Origin of the sequence: Pseudomonas sp. F9001 (genome assembly GCF_013385435.1) — a bacterium.
Classification (GTDB): domain Bacteria; phylum Pseudomonadota; class Gammaproteobacteria; order Pseudomonadales; family Pseudomonadaceae; genus Aquipseudomonas.
This window is the reverse complement of record NZ_JACAPX010000013.1, coordinates 522601-538261: the sequence shown is the minus strand read 5'-3', so window position 1 is coordinate 538261 and position 15661 is coordinate 522601. Positions and strand designations below refer to the sequence as shown.

The window sequence follows — 15661 nt, the reverse complement described above, 5'->3', positions numbered from 1 at the left end:
TTCCCAAGCTCATAAAACAGCGGAAAAGGTGCATAAGTTTTTTCCGCATTAAAAAACCGGTCCTTGAGACCGGTTTTTTATGCACAGGTGAAAAGCCGCGATTCAGTCTCGCCACAATGGCAGCTGAAGGATGAAGGTCGTACCTTTATCCACCTCGCTCTCGCAGCGAATTCTCCCACCGTGACGATCCACGACGGCCTTGACCATGGTCAGCCCCAACCCCAATCCTTCACTGCCCTGAGCCGAGGCGAAGCGCCGGTATTGAGCGAAGAGTTCGGGCAAATCCTGCGGGGAGATTCCTCGCCCCTGGTCGCTGATGCGGCACTCCAACGCGTCTTCATGGCGGGTCAGGCTTAACGTAACGGTGGTGCCCGATGGGCTGTATTTCACCGCATTTTCCAACAGGTTGAATAAGGCGCGGGTCAGCAGCGATTGATCCGCCCAGACCATTTCTTCGCCGTCTTCATCCAGGTGATGGACCAGGCGAATGCCTTTCAACTGGGCGTGCACTGCGACTTGATCAAATGCGTCGAGCACCAACATGGCGAACAGGCTGGGCTGGAATTGGTAGCCATCGGATTCGGCTTTCGCCAACTGCACGAATGATTCGGTCAGGTTCAGGGCACGGCGGACTTGTTGTTCGATCTGCGCAAATATCGGCGCGGCGGTGTCCTGAACATCCAACAGGGCCAGGATCGCCGAATGCGGCGCACGCAAGTCATGGGACAGAAAGCGCAGCAGGGTCTCCCGTTGCTGCTGGGCATCACGCTCAATGCTCAGGTCTGTGAGGCTCAGCAGCCAGCCAAGGGCCACGTCACCGTCTGCGGGCAGCAGCGGAGCCAGGTCGAGGCGCAGGCTGCGGTCAAGGGTGTCGCGGAACTCGACAATCTCCAGCGTCGACAGGGCAGGGCGAACACCGTCCTGCAGCGGTGGATAACCTAATGTGGCGAGCTGATCCAAGAGGTTTTCGGCCACCAGTTCATTGCCGAACACATCGCGGGCAATTCGATTGGCCAGCAGGACGTTGCCCTTGGGATCGGTAATCAAGGTTGCTACAGGCAAACATTCCAGCCCATCGGCCATGAAGCGACGAGTGTCCCGGGTACGGCTGACCGCTTGTTCGAGGGCGAAGATTCGTCCCTGCAATACATCACCCTGGCTGGCGGGCGCTCGACGGCGCTCCGGGAGCACTTTGGGTTCGTTGTCCAGGCGTGCCAGTTCCCAGCCGAAGTAGGCCAGGATCACGCTCAGGCGCCGCCAGTTCCAGATCAGATAGCTGAGCAACATGCCAACCAGACTTGCTGCCGGCGACCACCAATGGCCCAGGCGCAACAGGCCCCATGAACCCAGAAGCGCAGCCCCCATGCAACCGAGGGTCAGCCACAGTGCATAACGCGGGCGAAACAGCAGAAGGCCCAACAGCACCGCGACCATCGCGGTGGCCAGTAGCGTCGCCATCCACACGGGCAGATCGACAATACTGCGCCCTTGCAGCAAGCCATTGAGAATATTTGCCTGGATCTCCACGCCCGGGGTGGTGCCGACACTGGCCGAAAGCGGCGTGACATAACGGTCGCCCATGCCCGGTGCCGTAGCGCCAATCAGGATCAAGCGGTCGCGCAGCAACTCGGATGGCACCTCCCCGCGCAAGACACTGATATACGGCACGCTGGGAAAGCCGGCATGACTGGCAATAAAAGGAATTCGAATGGCATTTTCCCGCTGCCAGCTGGAGCTTTCCGACGGACCAGGTGCGCCCGGCATTCCGGATCGCTGGCCGCTCAGTTCAAACGCCAGCCAGGCTAACTGCGGTGTCAAATTACCTGGTGGACCTTCACGCAAATACAGGCTTCGAACGATGCCGTCGCTGTCCGCTTCCACGTTGATATGGCCGACGCTACGGGCGCAATCACGCAAGGGCAACACGGGCAGGATTTGCGCCACAGGCTGGCCGTAGCGCGGCGAGCCTTCACGAATCAAAGGCAACAGGACGTTGCCAGCGTTGCACATAGCCTCGGCCAGGCGCAGGTCATTGGCTGGCTCCCGGGCGGGCTCGCTGAAGATCACATCAAACAGGATGCCGGCAGGCTTGGCGGCGCTCAGCCGATCAAGCAGGTCGGCATGCACACGTCGGGACCATGGCCATTGGCCAAGTTCCTTCAGGCTTCGGTCGTCGATCGTTACCAGCAGGATGCGTGGATCCACCGATAAAGGTGCCAGCCGGCGGAGGCTGTCATACAGCAGGTTATTGAGGGCCAGGCCAGGGCTCAGGGACAGGAAGGCCGTGATGGGTAATAGCAACAGGCTGACCCACAGCCATTCGCGCACCAGGCCATTGAACAGCCGCTGAGCCTGAGTCGGTTGGCGCTTTTCAGCCCTGTGCCACAGCCTCACCGGCTCGCGTCCAGGGCACTACTGCACGCGGTTCGCGGGTGGGTAATAGAAAATGTCATAAACCCCGGTTTCTCCCTCAAGCCCGTGTTCATCATATGCCGACAAGCGAACGTGATAGAACGATGCTTTCAGCCCAGTGAAGCGCATTTGCGGCTTGTCGGAGAAGTTTTCCTGCTTGATGTTCAGAAACTCCTTATCGGTCGCGACCTGGGCCCGGTAGCGCTGGGCCCCGGCCAATGGCCGCAGGAACAGGGTCCAGACAGGCGCATCGCCCTTTTGACCGTCCTGGCCGACCAACCGTGGCGCATCAAGCAGTTCCACGGGTTTGAGTTCACCTTGTTTCTTGAAGGCCAGGCCCTGCCGCGCACCAACCTTTACTTCACCAGAGACTGGACCGGTAATGGGCTTCTTCTTGATAGGGCGCGGGCTCGGTGGAGCGTCGTCACGATTGACCGCCACTTGCCCGTTGAGTACTTCCACCAGCGATTGTTCGCCATCGTTACGCACACGGAAATGCGTGCCGCGTACCCCCAGAACGCCCACCGGGGTCATGATCTGGAAACGGTCATAGTCGCTGGCACGCTTGATCACGTAAGCCTCGACCTGACCTTCTTCAAGAATCACCTGGGGAATGGATTGCTCCTCGACCAGATGCAATCGGACCTGGGAGCTGGAGGGCAAGACAATCCGCGAGCCGTCCCCCAGCAACAGGCTGACAAATGCGCCCGATGAGGTTTTCACGCTTTCTTGTTCATCAATGAACATGCCTTCTTCCAGGGCCGTGGACACCCCCTTGGCATCCAGTTTCCAGGCTTCCCCCGTGAGGTGCTGCACCACTGCCGGAAGCGGTTGCGCGCGGCACATCCGGTTGTCGTCGATATAGGGTGCACGGGGAGGGGCAGGGCGTGCCAAGGCCGGAAGACTCACTACGCCAAGCGTAACGATCAGGCCCGAACTCAACAGCGTAGAAGCGGCAGAGCGGAATCGGCAAGGGAAAAAGGTCATGGCGCTCATCAAGATTCTAGTTCTAATGGGTCATCAGAAAGCACTTTCAGGCAGCGTCTTGCAGCGGGAAGACCTTGAGTACCGTCTACGATACTCGATGAGGTATCCAGTCGATAGCCGAAATATCTGGGGGCGTGAGATCCATTGCAGAAGATGACACGTCCCTGTGTCGGAGCACTTCCGTCGCTCCAATCCGTGTGTCATCCAGCGAGAGCGAATTTACCTACAACATAGGTGCATCGGACCGATTCGCAACATTTGTTCAGATTTGCGGGTACTTAAAATACCCAACGTTGGGTCTGCTGCTGTTCGCTGAGTTGCTGAAACGGTGAACGGGCGAAGCCCATGCCATTGCCGGGCTCACTCAAAGTCTGCCTTTCCTCGAACGGCATAGGTATCGCCGGCTTATTGGCCCCGACCGTTTCCGTGCCCAGCGTAGCAACCATCACCACCAATACCAGTCTTCCCCATACATCAACCTTCCCCAGAACGGCCATACGTCTCGAAACAGCATAAAACCAGATTGCCATTGATCCTTTTCCTGAAGGTCTCGAGCCGGTATCTTCCCAGCTTGGGTGTTGACGATTTCCAATGGCTTGCGGCCATTTGATATCAGCGTACCGAGAGATTCAGAGGGCCTGAGAATCTGGCCATAATTGTTCAGATTCGATGCCCGCATTCTTCAATAAGAAAGGACCCTGCCATGCGTGTCGCAATACTGGATGACGAACCTGCTGAACTGCGGCGGGTGGAACAGACACTGCGACAAATCCCCAGCGCTGCGGATCAGCCATGGACCCTGCACTGCTTCGAGCGTGGAGAAGACCTGCTGCGACAACTGCGCCGCGAGACCTTCGACTTGCTGATCCTTGACTGGCAACTGCCCGACCTCAGTGGCCTGGCATTGCTGCGCTGGACCCGCGAGCACATGGAAGCGCCGCCAGCCGCCATCATGCTTACCAGCCGCGATGCCGAGAGCGATATCGTCCAGGCGCTGAACAGTGGTGCCGATGATTACGTCAGCAAGCCGTTTCGTCCCAACGAGCTTAAGGCTCGGGTGAATGCCGTTCTGCGTCGCCACGGGTTGCAGAAGTCTGCAGCCAGTGAGGTGCATACCTTCAATGACCTGACCTTTGATGATGCTGAACTCACGGTGAGCAGGGCGGGAAAACCCATCAGCCTGACGGAGCGCGAATACCGCCTGGCGCGGTGCCTGTTTGAGAACCTGGCGCGGCCGCTGTCTCGAGAGTACCTGTATGAGCGGTTCTGGACCCATGAGGAGATGGTGTCGTCGCGGCCGCTGGATACGCATATTTATCGGCTGCGGAATAAGCTCGGGCTGACGGCGGATCGGGGTTGGCAGTTGCTGACGATCTATGGGTACGGATATCGGTTGGAGAGTGTGACGGCGGCTTCCGAGGACTGAGATGTTCCACGTGGAGCATTTATAAAATGCTCATATCCAGCCCATAAAAAAGGCCAACGCTAAGCGTTGGCCTTTTTTGTTTTTGCGCTGCAACCTGATCAGAAGTCCAGGTTGGAAACCGCCAGGGCATTGCTCTCGATGAAGTCACGACGAGGCTCGACCGCATCACCCATCAGGGTGTTGAAGATCTGGTCCGCGCCAATGGCGTCTTCGATGGTCACGCGCAGCATGCGACGCTGGGCTGGGTCCATGGTGGTTTCCCACAGCTGATCCGGGTTCATTTCGCCCAGACCTTTGTATCGCTGAATGGTATGGCGCTTGGTGCTTTCCGCCATCAACCAGTCCAGGGCTTCCTTGAACTCTTTGACCGCTTTCTTGCGCTCGCCACGCTGAATGTAAGCACCGTCGTCCAGCAGGGTGCTCAGTTGCGCGCCGAGGGTAACAACCGTCTTGTAGTCGTTGCTGCCGAAGAAGTCGCGGTTGAAGGTGACGTAGTTCGACAGGCCGTGGGAGATCAGTTCGACCTCTGGCAGCCAGACGTTACGTTCACGGTCTTCACGCAGGCTGGCTTTGTAGACCAGGCCGGATTTTTCAACGGTACGCAGGCGGACTTCGTACTGGGCCAACCAAGCCTGCATGTGGGCATGATCACCCAACTGCTCCAGGCTGACGGATGGCAGGTAGATGAAGTGCTCGGTCAGCTCCTGGGGGTACAGGCGCGACAAACGCTTGAGGGTCTTCATCACCATGCGGAAGTCGTTTACCAGGCGCTCCAACGCTTCACCGGAGATGCCCGGGGCTTCGTCGTTCAAGTGCAGGCTCGCATCTTCCAGGGCCGACTGCGTCATGTACTCTTCCATGGCGTCGTCGTCTTTGATGTATTGCTCTTGCTTGCCTTTTTTCACTTTGTACAACGGTGGCTGGGCGATGTAGATGTAGCCACGCTCGATCAACTCCGGCAACTGACGGAAGAAGAACGTCAGCAGCAGGGTGCGGATGTGCGAACCGTCAACGTCAGCATCGGTCATGATGATGATGTTGTGATAGCGCAGCTTGTCGATGTTGTACTCATCGCGGCCGATGCCACAGCCCAGGGCGGTGATCAAGGTGCCGACTTCCTGCGAGGAAATCATCTTGTCGAAACGCGCCTTCTCGACGTTGAGGATCTTACCCTTCAACGGCAGGATAGCCTGGGTGCGACGGTTGCGACCCTGCTTGGCGGAACCGCCAGCAGAATCACCTTCCACCAGGTACAGTTCGGAGAGGGCAGGGTCTTTCTCCTGGCAGTCAGCCAGTTTGCCCGGCAGGCCGGCGATATCCAGCGCACCTTTACGACGCGTCATCTCACGGGCTTTACGCGCCGCTTCACGAGCCCGTGCTGCGTCGATCATCTTGCCGACAACCAGCTTGGCTTCGTTCGGGTTTTCCAGCAGGAAGTCGGAGAAGTACTTGCCCATTTCCTGTTCGACCGCTGTCTTCACTTCGGAGGACACCAGCTTGTCTTTGGTCTGGGAGCTGAACTTCGGATCCGGAACCTTGACCGAGATAATGGCGGTCAGGCCTTCGCGGGCATCGTCACCGGTGGTGGCGACTTTGTGTTTCTTCGCCAGGCCTTCCGCTTCGATGTAGGTGTTCAGGTTACGCGTCAGTGCAGAACGGAAACCCACCAGGTGAGTACCGCCATCGCGCTGAGGAATGTTGTTGGTGAAGCACAACAGGTTCTCGTTGAAGCTGTCGTTCCACTGCAGGGCGATTTCTACGCCGATGCCGTCTTCACGCTGGATGTTGAAGTGGAACACCTGATTGACCGCGGTCTTGTTGGTGTTCAGGTATTCAACGAACGCACGCAGGCCGCCTTCGTACTTGAACAGCTCTTCCTTGCCGCTGCGTTCGTCCTTGAGGACGATACCCACACCGGAGTTCAGGAAGGACAGTTCACGAATCCGCTTGGCCAGAATGTCCCAGCTGAAGTGGATGTTCTTGAAGGTTTCAGCCGAAGGCTTGAAGTGAATCTGCGTACCAGTGCTTTCGCTGTCACCGACGATTTTCATCGGTTCCTGTGGAACACCATGAACGTAAGTCTGTTCCCAGATCTTGCCGCTACGACGTACAGTCAGGATCAGCTCTTCAGAAAGGGCGTTTACTACCGAAACACCTACACCGTGCAAACCGCCGGATACTTTATAGGAGTTATCGTCGAACTTACCGCCGGCGTGGAGCACGGTCATGATGACCTCTGCCGCCGAAACGCCTTCTTCTTTATGCACATCTACCGGAATGCCGCGACCGTTGTCGCGTACGGTGATGGATTCGTCCGGGTGGATGATGATGCTGATGTCGTCGCAGTGACCGGCCAAAGCTTCGTCGATCGAGTTATCGACCACCTCGAACACCATGTGGTGCAGACCGCTGCCATCATCGGTATCACCGATGTACATACCGGGACGTTTGCGTACGGCATCCAAACCTTTAAGCACTTTAATGCTGGTCGAGTCGTACGTATTCGTATTTTCTTCGCTCATGCCTTCACTCCCGATGGTCGTGGGTCTGGGTGATACGGCCTTGTTCCACGTGGAACAAAGCGACTGGCGTTTCCGTCTGCCAGCCTTCCCTCAATAATTCGTGGTCTACACAGGTGATAAACACCTGGCAGCGTAAGTCTTCCAACAAGCGGCATAACGCGCGGCGGTGCTGCTCGTCCAGTTCGGACGGCAAGTCATCCACCAGATAAATACATTGCCCGCGCCGGGCCTGGCTAACCAGATGCCCCTGGGCGATACGCAAAGCGCAGACCACCAACTTCTGCTGACCGCGGGACAAGATATCCGCAGCATTGTGTGCGCCCAATCTAAGGCGCAAATCAGCCCGTTGTGGTCCGGCCTGGGTGTGACCAATTTGCTGATCCCGTTGCAAGGACGTCGCGAGCACTGCACTCAGTTCCCGGTCTTTGTCCCAACCACGGTAGTAGCTCAACGTCAGCCCCTCGAGTTCAAGTAACTCGCTCAAGGTCTGCTCAAAGACTGGTTTCAAGGCTTTGATATAGGCGCGGCGGTATTCATCTATTTCAGCGCTGGCCAGGCACAGTTCCCGGTCCCAAGCAGCTTGCGAAGCGGCGTCAAGTGTACCATGCCGCAGCCATGAGTTCCGCTGCCGCAGGGCCTTCTGCAGGCGCTGCCAAGTGGCCATGAAACGCGGTTCCACGTGGAACACTCCCCAATCGAGGAATTGCCTGCGGATTTTTGGCGCGCCTTCCAGCAAGCGAAAGCTGTCCGGGTTGATCAGTTGCAGTGGCAGGATTTCTGCCAGCTGCGCAGCACTGCGAGCATTCTGCCCATCGATGCGGATTTGAAACTCCCCCTGACGATCACGAGAAATCCCCAGGCTGCTATGACCGCCTTCGGCCAATTCGACTTGGCCAAATACTGTGCACGCCAGTTGTTCGTACTGAATCACCGGTAACAAGCGGGCACTGCGAAAGGAACGAGCGAGCCCCAGCAGGTGAATGGCTTCCAGCACGCTGGTTTTGCCACTGCCGTTGGCGCCGTGGAGGATATTGATGCGGGGGGAGGGGGAGAAGGTCACCGGGTGCAAATTGCGCACCGCGGTGACCGAGACGCGACTGAGGGACATCTAGCTTCTGCTGAACATGATTACAGGCGCATCGGCATGACAACGTAAGCCGAGTCATCGTTGTCGGATTCTTGTACCAGGGCGCTGCTGTTGGAGTCAGACAGAATCAGGCGAACCTGTTCAGTGGTCATCACGCCCAGCACGTCCAGCAGGTAGCTGACGTTGAAGCCGATTTCCAGGTTGCCGCCGTTGTAGTCGACGCCCACTTCTTCTTCCGCTTCTTCCTGCTCAGGGTTATTCGCCTGGATTTTCAGTTGGCCGTTGGCCAATTGCAGGCGGATACCACGGTATTTCTCGTTGGAAAGAATAGCGGTACGGCTGAACGCTTCACGCAGGGCCTGACGATCACCAATCACCAGCTTGTCGCCGCCTTTAGGCAGAACGCGCTCGTAATCCGGGAACTTGCCGTCAACCAGCTTGGAAGTGAAGGTGAACTCGCCAGTGGTCGCGCGGATGTGGTGCTGGCCCAGCACGATACTGACATTGCCATCCGGCTCAGTCAGCAGGCGCGCGAGCTCCAGAATACCTTTACGCGGCACGATCACCTGGTGGCGATCCGGCTGACCGATATCGGCCTTCATCGAGCACATGGCCAGTCGGTGACCATCGGTGGCTACGGCGCGGATGATCCCTTCGGAGACTTCCAGCAGCATGCCGTTAAGGTAATAACGCACGTCCTGCTGGGCCATGGCGAAGCTGGTGCGCTCGATCAAGCGGCGCAGTCGGCTTTGTTCCAGGCTGCAGGTCAGCGAGCCTGGGCCTTCTTCCACGGTCGGGAAGTCGTTGGCCGGCAAGGTCGACAGGGTGAAACGGCTGCGACCGGCCTTGACCACCAGCTTTTGCTCATCAACCTTGATGTCGATCAGCGCGTCGTTGGGCAGGCTCTTGCAGATGTCCATCAGCTTGCGCGCCGGCACGGTGATCTCGCCGGGTTCGGCGGGCTCTTCGAGCTGGACGCGACCGACCAGCTCGACTTCCAGGTCGGTACCGGTCAAGGACAATTGCTGGCCTTCGACAACCAGCAATACGTTGGAAAGCACCGGCAAGGTCTGTCGGCGCTCGACGACGCCTGCGACCAGTTGCAGGGGTTTCAACAGGGCTTCGCGTTGAATGGTGAAATGCATGGTCTAGTCCCTTGCCTTAATAAGCTGCGCTGGTGTTCATCAAGTAGTCAGTGTACGCAGCAGGTTCTTGTAGTCCTCGCGAATATCCGCGTCGGATTCCTTAAGTTCGTTGATCTTGCGGCACGCGTGCAAGACCGTGGTGTGGTCGCGACCGCCAAACACATCACCAATTTCCGGCAGGCTGTGGTTGGTCAGCTCTTTGGAGAGCGCCATCGCTACCTGGCGGGGACGTGCTACCGAGCGCGAACGGCGCTTGGACAGCAGGTCGGAAATCTTGATCTTGTAATACTCGGCCACGGTGCGCTGGATGTTATCCACACTCACCAGCTTGTCTTGCAACGCCAGCAGGTCTTTCAGGGATTCGCGAATCAGCTCGATGGTGATGTCACGACCCATGAAGTGCGAGTGAGCGATGACCCGCTTGAGTGCGCCTTCCAGTTCACGCACGTTGGAGCGAATGCGCTGGGCGATAAAGAACGCGGCGTCGTGCGGCAGGTCGACTTTGGCCTGATCGGCCTTTTTCATCAGGATCGCGACGCGGGTTTCAAGCTCCGGCGGTTCTACCGCTACGGTCAGGCCCCAGCCGAAGCGCGACTTCAGGCGCTCTTCCAGGCCTTCGATTTCCTTCGGATAACGGTCACTGGTCAGGATGACCTGCTGGCCACCTTCGAGCAACGCGTTGAACGTGTGGAAAAACTCTTCCTGGGAACGTTCCTTGCGGGCGAAGAATTGAATGTCATCGATCAGCAAGGCATCAACGGAACGGTAGAACCGCTTGAACTCGTTGATGGCGTTTAGCTGCAACGCCTTGACCATATCGGCCACGAAGCGCTCCGAGTGCAGGTACACCACCTTGGCATTCGGGTTCTTCTTTAATAGGTGGTTACCCACGGCGTGCATCAAGTGAGTTTTACCCAAGCCAACGCCACCATAAAGGAAGAGCGGGTTGTAACCATGCTTGGGGTTGTCGGCGACCTGCCAGGCAGCCGCGCGGGCCAGCTGGTTGGATTTACCTTCGACAAAGTTCTCAAAGGTGAACGTGCGGTTCAGATAGCTGGTGTGCTTGAGCGCACCCTCTACCTGGACGGTGCGCTGTTCGGCACGAACCGGGGCCTGTTGTGAGCTGGCGCCGGCCATTGGGTCAAAGCTGTCGCGGGACGGCTCTTCATTTATAGGCGCGTTTTTCTGCGACGAGGATTTCGAAGGTGTCTGGGCGACCGGGGCTGGCGAGTTATTAACAGGTGCCGCAGCGGCCTGAGCCTGAGAGGCACTGGCTGCCAACGGTGCATTCGGCGCAGCACGAGGTGCCGAGCTACGTTTGCTGCCTATTAATAAGGAGAGCACCGGAGCAAGCCCGTTGCCATGTTCATCGAGCAATTCGAGAACGCGGCTCAGGTATTTCTCGTTGACCCAGTCGAGAACAAAACGATTGGGTGCGTAGACACGCAACTCGTCGCCTTCGGCTTCGACCTGTAGCGGACGGATCCAGGTGTTGAATTGCTGGGCAGGCAGCTCATCGCGCAAAAGCTCCACGCACTGCTGCCAAAGTTCCACTGACACGGATATCCCCTAAGTTGAAAGCCGGTGAGGCAAAAACAGCCGCCATTGTAGCGGCCAGCCGCCCACTTATCCACATGTAGGTTGCTCACAGGGCGCCAAGAATCAATGCCTTAACCGTAAAAAAGGCGACAAATGGTCTGTGCATAAGCTCTGTGGATAAGCGCCCCTAAGCTCGTTGTACAAGTGGGGGCGAAAGTCTGTGGGTAACTGGCCTGTGGATAACTAGCCATTCCACACACAGCTTATCCGATAGCGCAGCACAGGCAGAGCACCGTTTCTCCCCCGTGTTGTCATTCTCTGTACAGCCCGTAGAATATGGCCTCAAGGCAGTTATCCACAGAAGATGGGGTGCCTAGCTTTTATAAGCTTTACAGAAAAGCTTTAAATAACTTCCTTCTTTATTTTTATATCTATGGCATTGCTCGTCAAAGGCGAATCGCCCGGATTCGGTCCGCAGGCCTCCAGATATCTAATTAAAGGAAAAGCTGGTTGGAAATTGACCTAGAGGCTTGCTTTCTCTAGAATCGCCGGTCTCTTAAAACGGGGGCCATTCCGGCCCGTTGTGGACGAACCAGGTAACACGCCATGAAACGTACTTTCCAACCAAGCACCATCAAACGCGCCCGTACTCACGGCTTCCGTGCTCGCATGGCCACCAAGAACGGCCGTGCTGTCCTGTCGCGTCGCCGCGCCAAAGGTCGTGCGCGTCTGGCAGTTTGATAATCCGGTACTGGTGGTGAGTCAGGACTTCAGTCGGGAAAAGCGTCTGCTAACCCCCCGGCATTTCAAGGCAGTCTTTGACTCCCCCACCGGCAAGGTTCCGGGGAAAAATCTCCTGCTCCTTGCGCGTAACAACGATCTGGATCACCCCCGTCTCGGGTTGGTGATCGGCAAGAAGAGCGTAAAGCTCTCCGTTGAGCGCAATCGCCTCAAGCGTCTGATGCGCGAATCGTTTCGCCTCCACCAGGAGACTCTGGTTGGTTGGGATATTGTTATCGTCGCGCGCAAAGGCTTGGGGGACGTAGAAAACCCCGAATTGATTCAGCATTTCGGCAAGCTCTGGAAACGTTTGGCTCGTACCAACAAGCCAGCACCAGCTGTCAGCACCGAAACTGTAGGGGTAGACAGTACTGATGCGTAAACTGGCCCTCGTTCCGATCCAGTTTTACCGCTATGCCATTAGTCCCCTGATGGCAAACCACTGTCGTTTCTACCCCAGTTGTTCCTGCTACGCGTTGGAAGCCATAGAAAATCATGGCCTTCTGCGCGGTGGCTGGCTGACCTTTCGTCGTTTAGGTCGCTGTCATCCGTGGAATCCCGGTGGTTATGACCCGGTTCCGCCTATCCCTACCTCCCGTTCTTCTTCGATGGCCGAGTAATCATGGATATTAAACGCACGATCCTGATCGTCGCCCTGGCAATCGTGTCCTACTCTATGGTTCTTAAGTGGAACCAGGATTATGGCCAAGCTGCCCTGCCGACTCAGAATGTTGCTACCAATCAGTCGGCGCCGGCTATTCCGGATACGCCACTGGGTAACAATGCTGCCGCCAGTGCCGATGTACCCAGCGCGAATGCCGATACCAGTACCCCGGTAGAAACCCCGGTCGTCACCAATAAAGACCTCATCCATGTAAAAACGGATGTACTGGACCTGGCAATCGACCCACAGGGTGGTGATATCGCCCAGCTGAAGCTGCCGCTGTATCCACGTCGCCAAGACCATCCGGATGTTCCGTTCCAGCTGTTCGATAACGGTGGCGAACGTGTATATCTGGCGCAAAGTGGCCTGACCGGTACTGACGGTCCGGATGCTCGTGCTACCGGTCGTCCGGTTTATTCGACCGAACAGAAGACTTATCAACTGGCCGATGGCCAGAACCAGTTGAACGTCGACCTGAAATTCAGTCACGACGGCGTCAACTACATCAAGCGTTTCAGCTTCACCCGCGGTTTGTACGATCTGAAAGTCACTTACCTGATCGACAACGAAAGCGCGAAGCCGTGGACGGGCAACCTGTTTGCCCAGCTCAAGCGTGACAACAGCGCCGATCCTTCTTCCAGCACCGCGACCGGCACCGCGACTTACCTGGGCGCAGCCCTGTGGACAAGTAGCGAGCCGTACAAAAAAGTGTCGATGAAAGATATCGACAAGGGCGCGCTGAAAGAAACCGTTCAAGGTGGCTGGGTTGCCTGGTTGCAACACTACTTCGTGACCGCATGGATCCCGAACAAAGGTGATGCCAACCTGGTTCAAACCCGCAAAGACAGCCAAGGCAACTACATCATTGGCTTTACTGGCCCGACGTTGACCGTCGCGCCGGGTGCCAAGGCTGAAGCCAGCGCCACGTTGTACGCCGGTCCGAAGAGCCAGGCAGTCCTCAAAGAGTTATCCCCAGGTCTGGAACTGACTGTGGATTACGGCATTCTGTGGTTCATTGCCCAGCCTATTTTCTGGCTGCTGCAACATATCCACAGCATTGTGGGTAACTGGGGCTTCTCGATTATCCTGCTGACCATGCTGATCAAGGGGATCTTCTTCCCACTGTCGGCCGCCAGCTACAAGTCGATGGCGCGTATGCGTGCCGTGGCCCCGAAACTGGCCGCGCTGAAAGAACAACATGGCGATGACCGGCAGAAAATGTCCCAGGCCATGATGGAGCTGTACAAGAAAGAGAAGATCAACCCGTTGGGTGGATGCTTGCCGATTCTGGTGCAGATGCCGGTGTTCCTGTCGCTGTACTGGGTGCTCCTGGAAAGCGTGGAAATGCGCCAGGCTCCTTTCATGCTGTGGATAACTGACCTGTCGATCAAGGACCCGTTCTTTATCCTGCCGATCATCATGGGCGCGACCATGTTCATCCAGCAGCGCCTGAACCCGACTCCGCCGGACCCGATGCAGGCCAAGGTAATGAAAATGATGCCAATCATCTTCACCTTCTTCTTCCTGTGGTTCCCGGCTGGTCTGGTGCTGTACTGGGTGGTCAACAACTGCCTGTCGATCTCCCAACAGTGGTACATCACACGTAAAATCGAAGCGGCTACCAAAAAAGCCGAGGCGTAATTTACTCTGTGGATAACACCACTCAAGACGCCCCCTAGTGGGGCGTTTTGCTTTCTGTCACTTTTATCCGGGTACCCGCCATGAGCGCTCCTCGTGAAACCATCGCCGCTGTCGCCACCGCTCAAGGTCGTGGTGGTGTCGGTATCGTTCGTATTTCCGGGCCGCTCGCCGGCGTGGCGGCCCAGGCCATCAGTGGGCGGGAACTGAAGCCGAGGTATGCGCATTACGGGCCGTTTTTAGGCGCTGATGAAGAAGTGCTGGATGAAGGTATCGCCCTTTATTTCCCGGGGCCGAACTCCTTTACCGGCGAAGACGTCCTGGAGCTGCAAGGCCACGGCGGCCCGATCGTTCTGGACATGCTGCTGCAGCGTTGCCTGCAGTTGGGTTGCCGCCTGGCACGTCCGGGTGAATTCAGCGAACGCGCGTTCCTCAACGACAAACTCGACCTGGCCCAGGCCGAGGCGATTGCCGACCTGATCGAAGCCAGCTCTGCACAAGCTGCGCGCAATGCGTTGCGCTCGTTGCAGGGCGCGTTTTCCCTGCGTGTGCATAACCTCACCGAGCAATTGATCAGCTTGCGCATCTACGTGGAGGCCGCGATTGATTTCCCGGAGGAAGAAATCGATTTCCTTGCCGATGGCCATGTCCTGGCTATGCTGGATAAGGTTCGTGACGAGTTATCCACAGTGCTGCGCGAAGCCGGGCAAGGTGCCTTGCTGCGTGACGGTATGACCGTGGTGATTGCCGGCCGTCCCAACGCCGGCAAGTCGAGCCTGCTCAATGCCCTGGCCGGGCGAGAGGCCGCGATCGTCACCGAGATCGCCGGCACCACGCGGGATATCCTGCGCGAACATATCCACATCGATGGCATGCCCCTGCATGTGGTGGACACCGCTGGACTGCGTGACACCGATGACCAGGTGGAAAAGATCGGGGTGGAACGCGCGTTGAAGGCCATCACGGAAGCTGACCGCGTGTTGCTGGTGGTGGATGCCACCGCGCCAGAGGCTGCAGACCCGTTCGCACTGTGGCCGGAATTCCTCGAACAACGGCCGGACCCGGCCAAGGTCACGCTGATTCGCAACAAGGCTGACCTGACGGGCGAGGCAATTGCCCTGGAAGTCAGTGAAGATGGCCACGTGACAATCAGCTTGAGTGCCAAGGCTGCAGGAGAAGGGCTGGAACTGCTGCGCGATCATCTGAAAGCGTGCATGGGCTACGAGCAGACTTCGGAAAGCAGCTTCAGCGCTCGTCGCAGGCACCTGGAGGCACTGCGGCATGCCAGCGCCGCCCTCGAGCATGGCCGTGCGCAACTGACGCTGGCAGGAGCCGGTGAGCTGCTGGCTGAGGATTTACGCCAGGCGCAGCAGCTGTTGGGTGAGATCACCGGCGCATTCAGCTCCGATGATTTGTTGGGGCGGATCTTTTCAAGCTTCTGTATCGGGAAATAGGCGGTTA

The 15661-nt window shown here is 57.5% G+C and carries 13 protein-coding genes; 6 read left to right on the top strand and 7 right to left on the bottom strand.

Annotated elements, in window-relative coordinates; all coding sequences use genetic code 11:
* Nucleotides 1-102: 102 nt before the first annotated feature.
* From HX818_RS15025 to HX818_RS15015, 3 genes are all read right to left on the bottom strand, one after another.
* Nucleotides 103-2394, bottom strand: coding sequence for a CHASE2 domain-containing protein (locus tag HX818_RS15025; RefSeq protein ID WP_177020337.1), 2292 nt, complete (start codon nucleotides 2392-2394; stop codon nucleotides 103-105).
* 18 nt (nucleotides 2395-2412) lie between these two features.
* Nucleotides 2413-3408 carry a FecR domain-containing protein gene (locus HX818_RS15020; protein ID WP_250884777.1) on the bottom strand — a complete coding sequence of 332 codons (996 nt, stop codon included), beginning with the start codon at nucleotides 3406-3408 and terminating at the stop codon, nucleotides 2413-2415.
* Nucleotides 3409-3677: 269 nt separating this feature from the next.
* The gene (locus HX818_RS15015; protein ID WP_003213590.1) at nucleotides 3678-3929 is read right to left on the bottom strand and encodes a hypothetical protein; all 252 of its coding nucleotides are present in this window, start codon (nucleotides 3927-3929) and stop codon (nucleotides 3678-3680) included.
* 173 nt (nucleotides 3930-4102) lie between these two features.
* On the opposite strand from HX818_RS15015, the gene HX818_RS15010 reads away from it, so the two are divergent.
* Nucleotides 4103-4825: a response regulator transcription factor gene (locus HX818_RS15010; RefSeq protein WP_003213588.1), complete on the top strand. Its 723-nt coding sequence runs from the start codon at nucleotides 4103-4105 to the stop codon at nucleotides 4823-4825.
* Between the two features lie 98 nt (nucleotides 4826-4923).
* On the opposite strand, the gene gyrB is transcribed toward HX818_RS15010, so the two are convergent.
* From gyrB to dnaA, 4 genes are read right to left on the bottom strand one after another with little or no spacing between them, the layout of a single operon-like run.
* Nucleotides 4924-7347 (bottom strand): DNA topoisomerase (ATP-hydrolyzing) subunit B, encoded by a 2424-nt coding sequence (gene gyrB / locus HX818_RS15005; RefSeq protein WP_003213587.1) that lies wholly within the window; start codon nucleotides 7345-7347, stop codon nucleotides 4924-4926.
* A gap of 4 nt (nucleotides 7348-7351) precedes the next feature.
* Nucleotides 7352-8455 (bottom strand): DNA replication/repair protein RecF, encoded by a 1104-nt coding sequence (gene recF / locus HX818_RS15000; protein WP_003213585.1) that lies wholly within the window; start codon nucleotides 8453-8455, stop codon nucleotides 7352-7354.
* Nucleotides 8456-8475: 20 nt separating this feature from the next.
* Nucleotides 8476-9579 carry a DNA polymerase III subunit beta gene (gene dnaN / locus HX818_RS14995; RefSeq protein ID WP_003213582.1) on the bottom strand — a complete coding sequence of 368 codons (1104 nt, stop codon included), beginning with the start codon at nucleotides 9577-9579 and terminating at the stop codon, nucleotides 8476-8478.
* A gap of 39 nt (nucleotides 9580-9618) precedes the next feature.
* Complete coding sequence (dnaA, locus tag HX818_RS14990) at nucleotides 9619-11139, bottom strand: chromosomal replication initiator protein DnaA (RefSeq protein ID WP_032868695.1); 1521 nt, start codon at nucleotides 11137-11139, stop codon at nucleotides 9619-9621.
* A 585-nt stretch (nucleotides 11140-11724) separates the two neighbouring features.
* Here dnaA and rpmH point away from each other — a divergent pair.
* The 5 genes from rpmH (at nucleotide 11725) to mnmE (ending at nucleotide 15654) form a co-directional block, all read left to right on the top strand.
* Nucleotides 11725-11859, top strand: coding sequence for a 50S ribosomal protein L34 (rpmH, locus tag HX818_RS14985; RefSeq protein ID WP_003213577.1), 135 nt, complete (start codon nucleotides 11725-11727; stop codon nucleotides 11857-11859).
* A 16-nt stretch (nucleotides 11860-11875) separates the two neighbouring features.
* On the top strand, nucleotides 11876-12280 hold the full coding sequence (rnpA, locus tag HX818_RS14980) for a ribonuclease P protein component (protein ID WP_010168490.1): 405 nt from the start codon (nucleotides 11876-11878) through the stop codon (nucleotides 12278-12280).
* A complete protein-coding gene (gene yidD, locus HX818_RS14975; RefSeq protein WP_003213574.1) occupies nucleotides 12273-12518 on the top strand; it encodes a membrane protein insertion efficiency factor YidD in 246 nt (81 codons plus the stop codon). Before rnpA ends, yidD begins: the two co-directional genes overlap by 8 nt.
* A 2-nt stretch (nucleotides 12519-12520) precedes the next feature.
* Entirely contained in the window at nucleotides 12521-14203 is a 1683-nt protein-coding gene (gene yidC, locus HX818_RS14970) for a membrane protein insertase YidC (RefSeq protein ID WP_003213572.1), read from the top strand.
* A gap of 80 nt (nucleotides 14204-14283) precedes the next feature.
* On the top strand, nucleotides 14284-15654 hold the full coding sequence (mnmE, locus tag HX818_RS14965) for a tRNA uridine-5-carboxymethylaminomethyl(34) synthesis GTPase MnmE (protein WP_008439550.1): 1371 nt from the start codon (nucleotides 14284-14286) through the stop codon (nucleotides 15652-15654).
* Nucleotides 15655-15661: the final 7 nt, after the last annotated feature.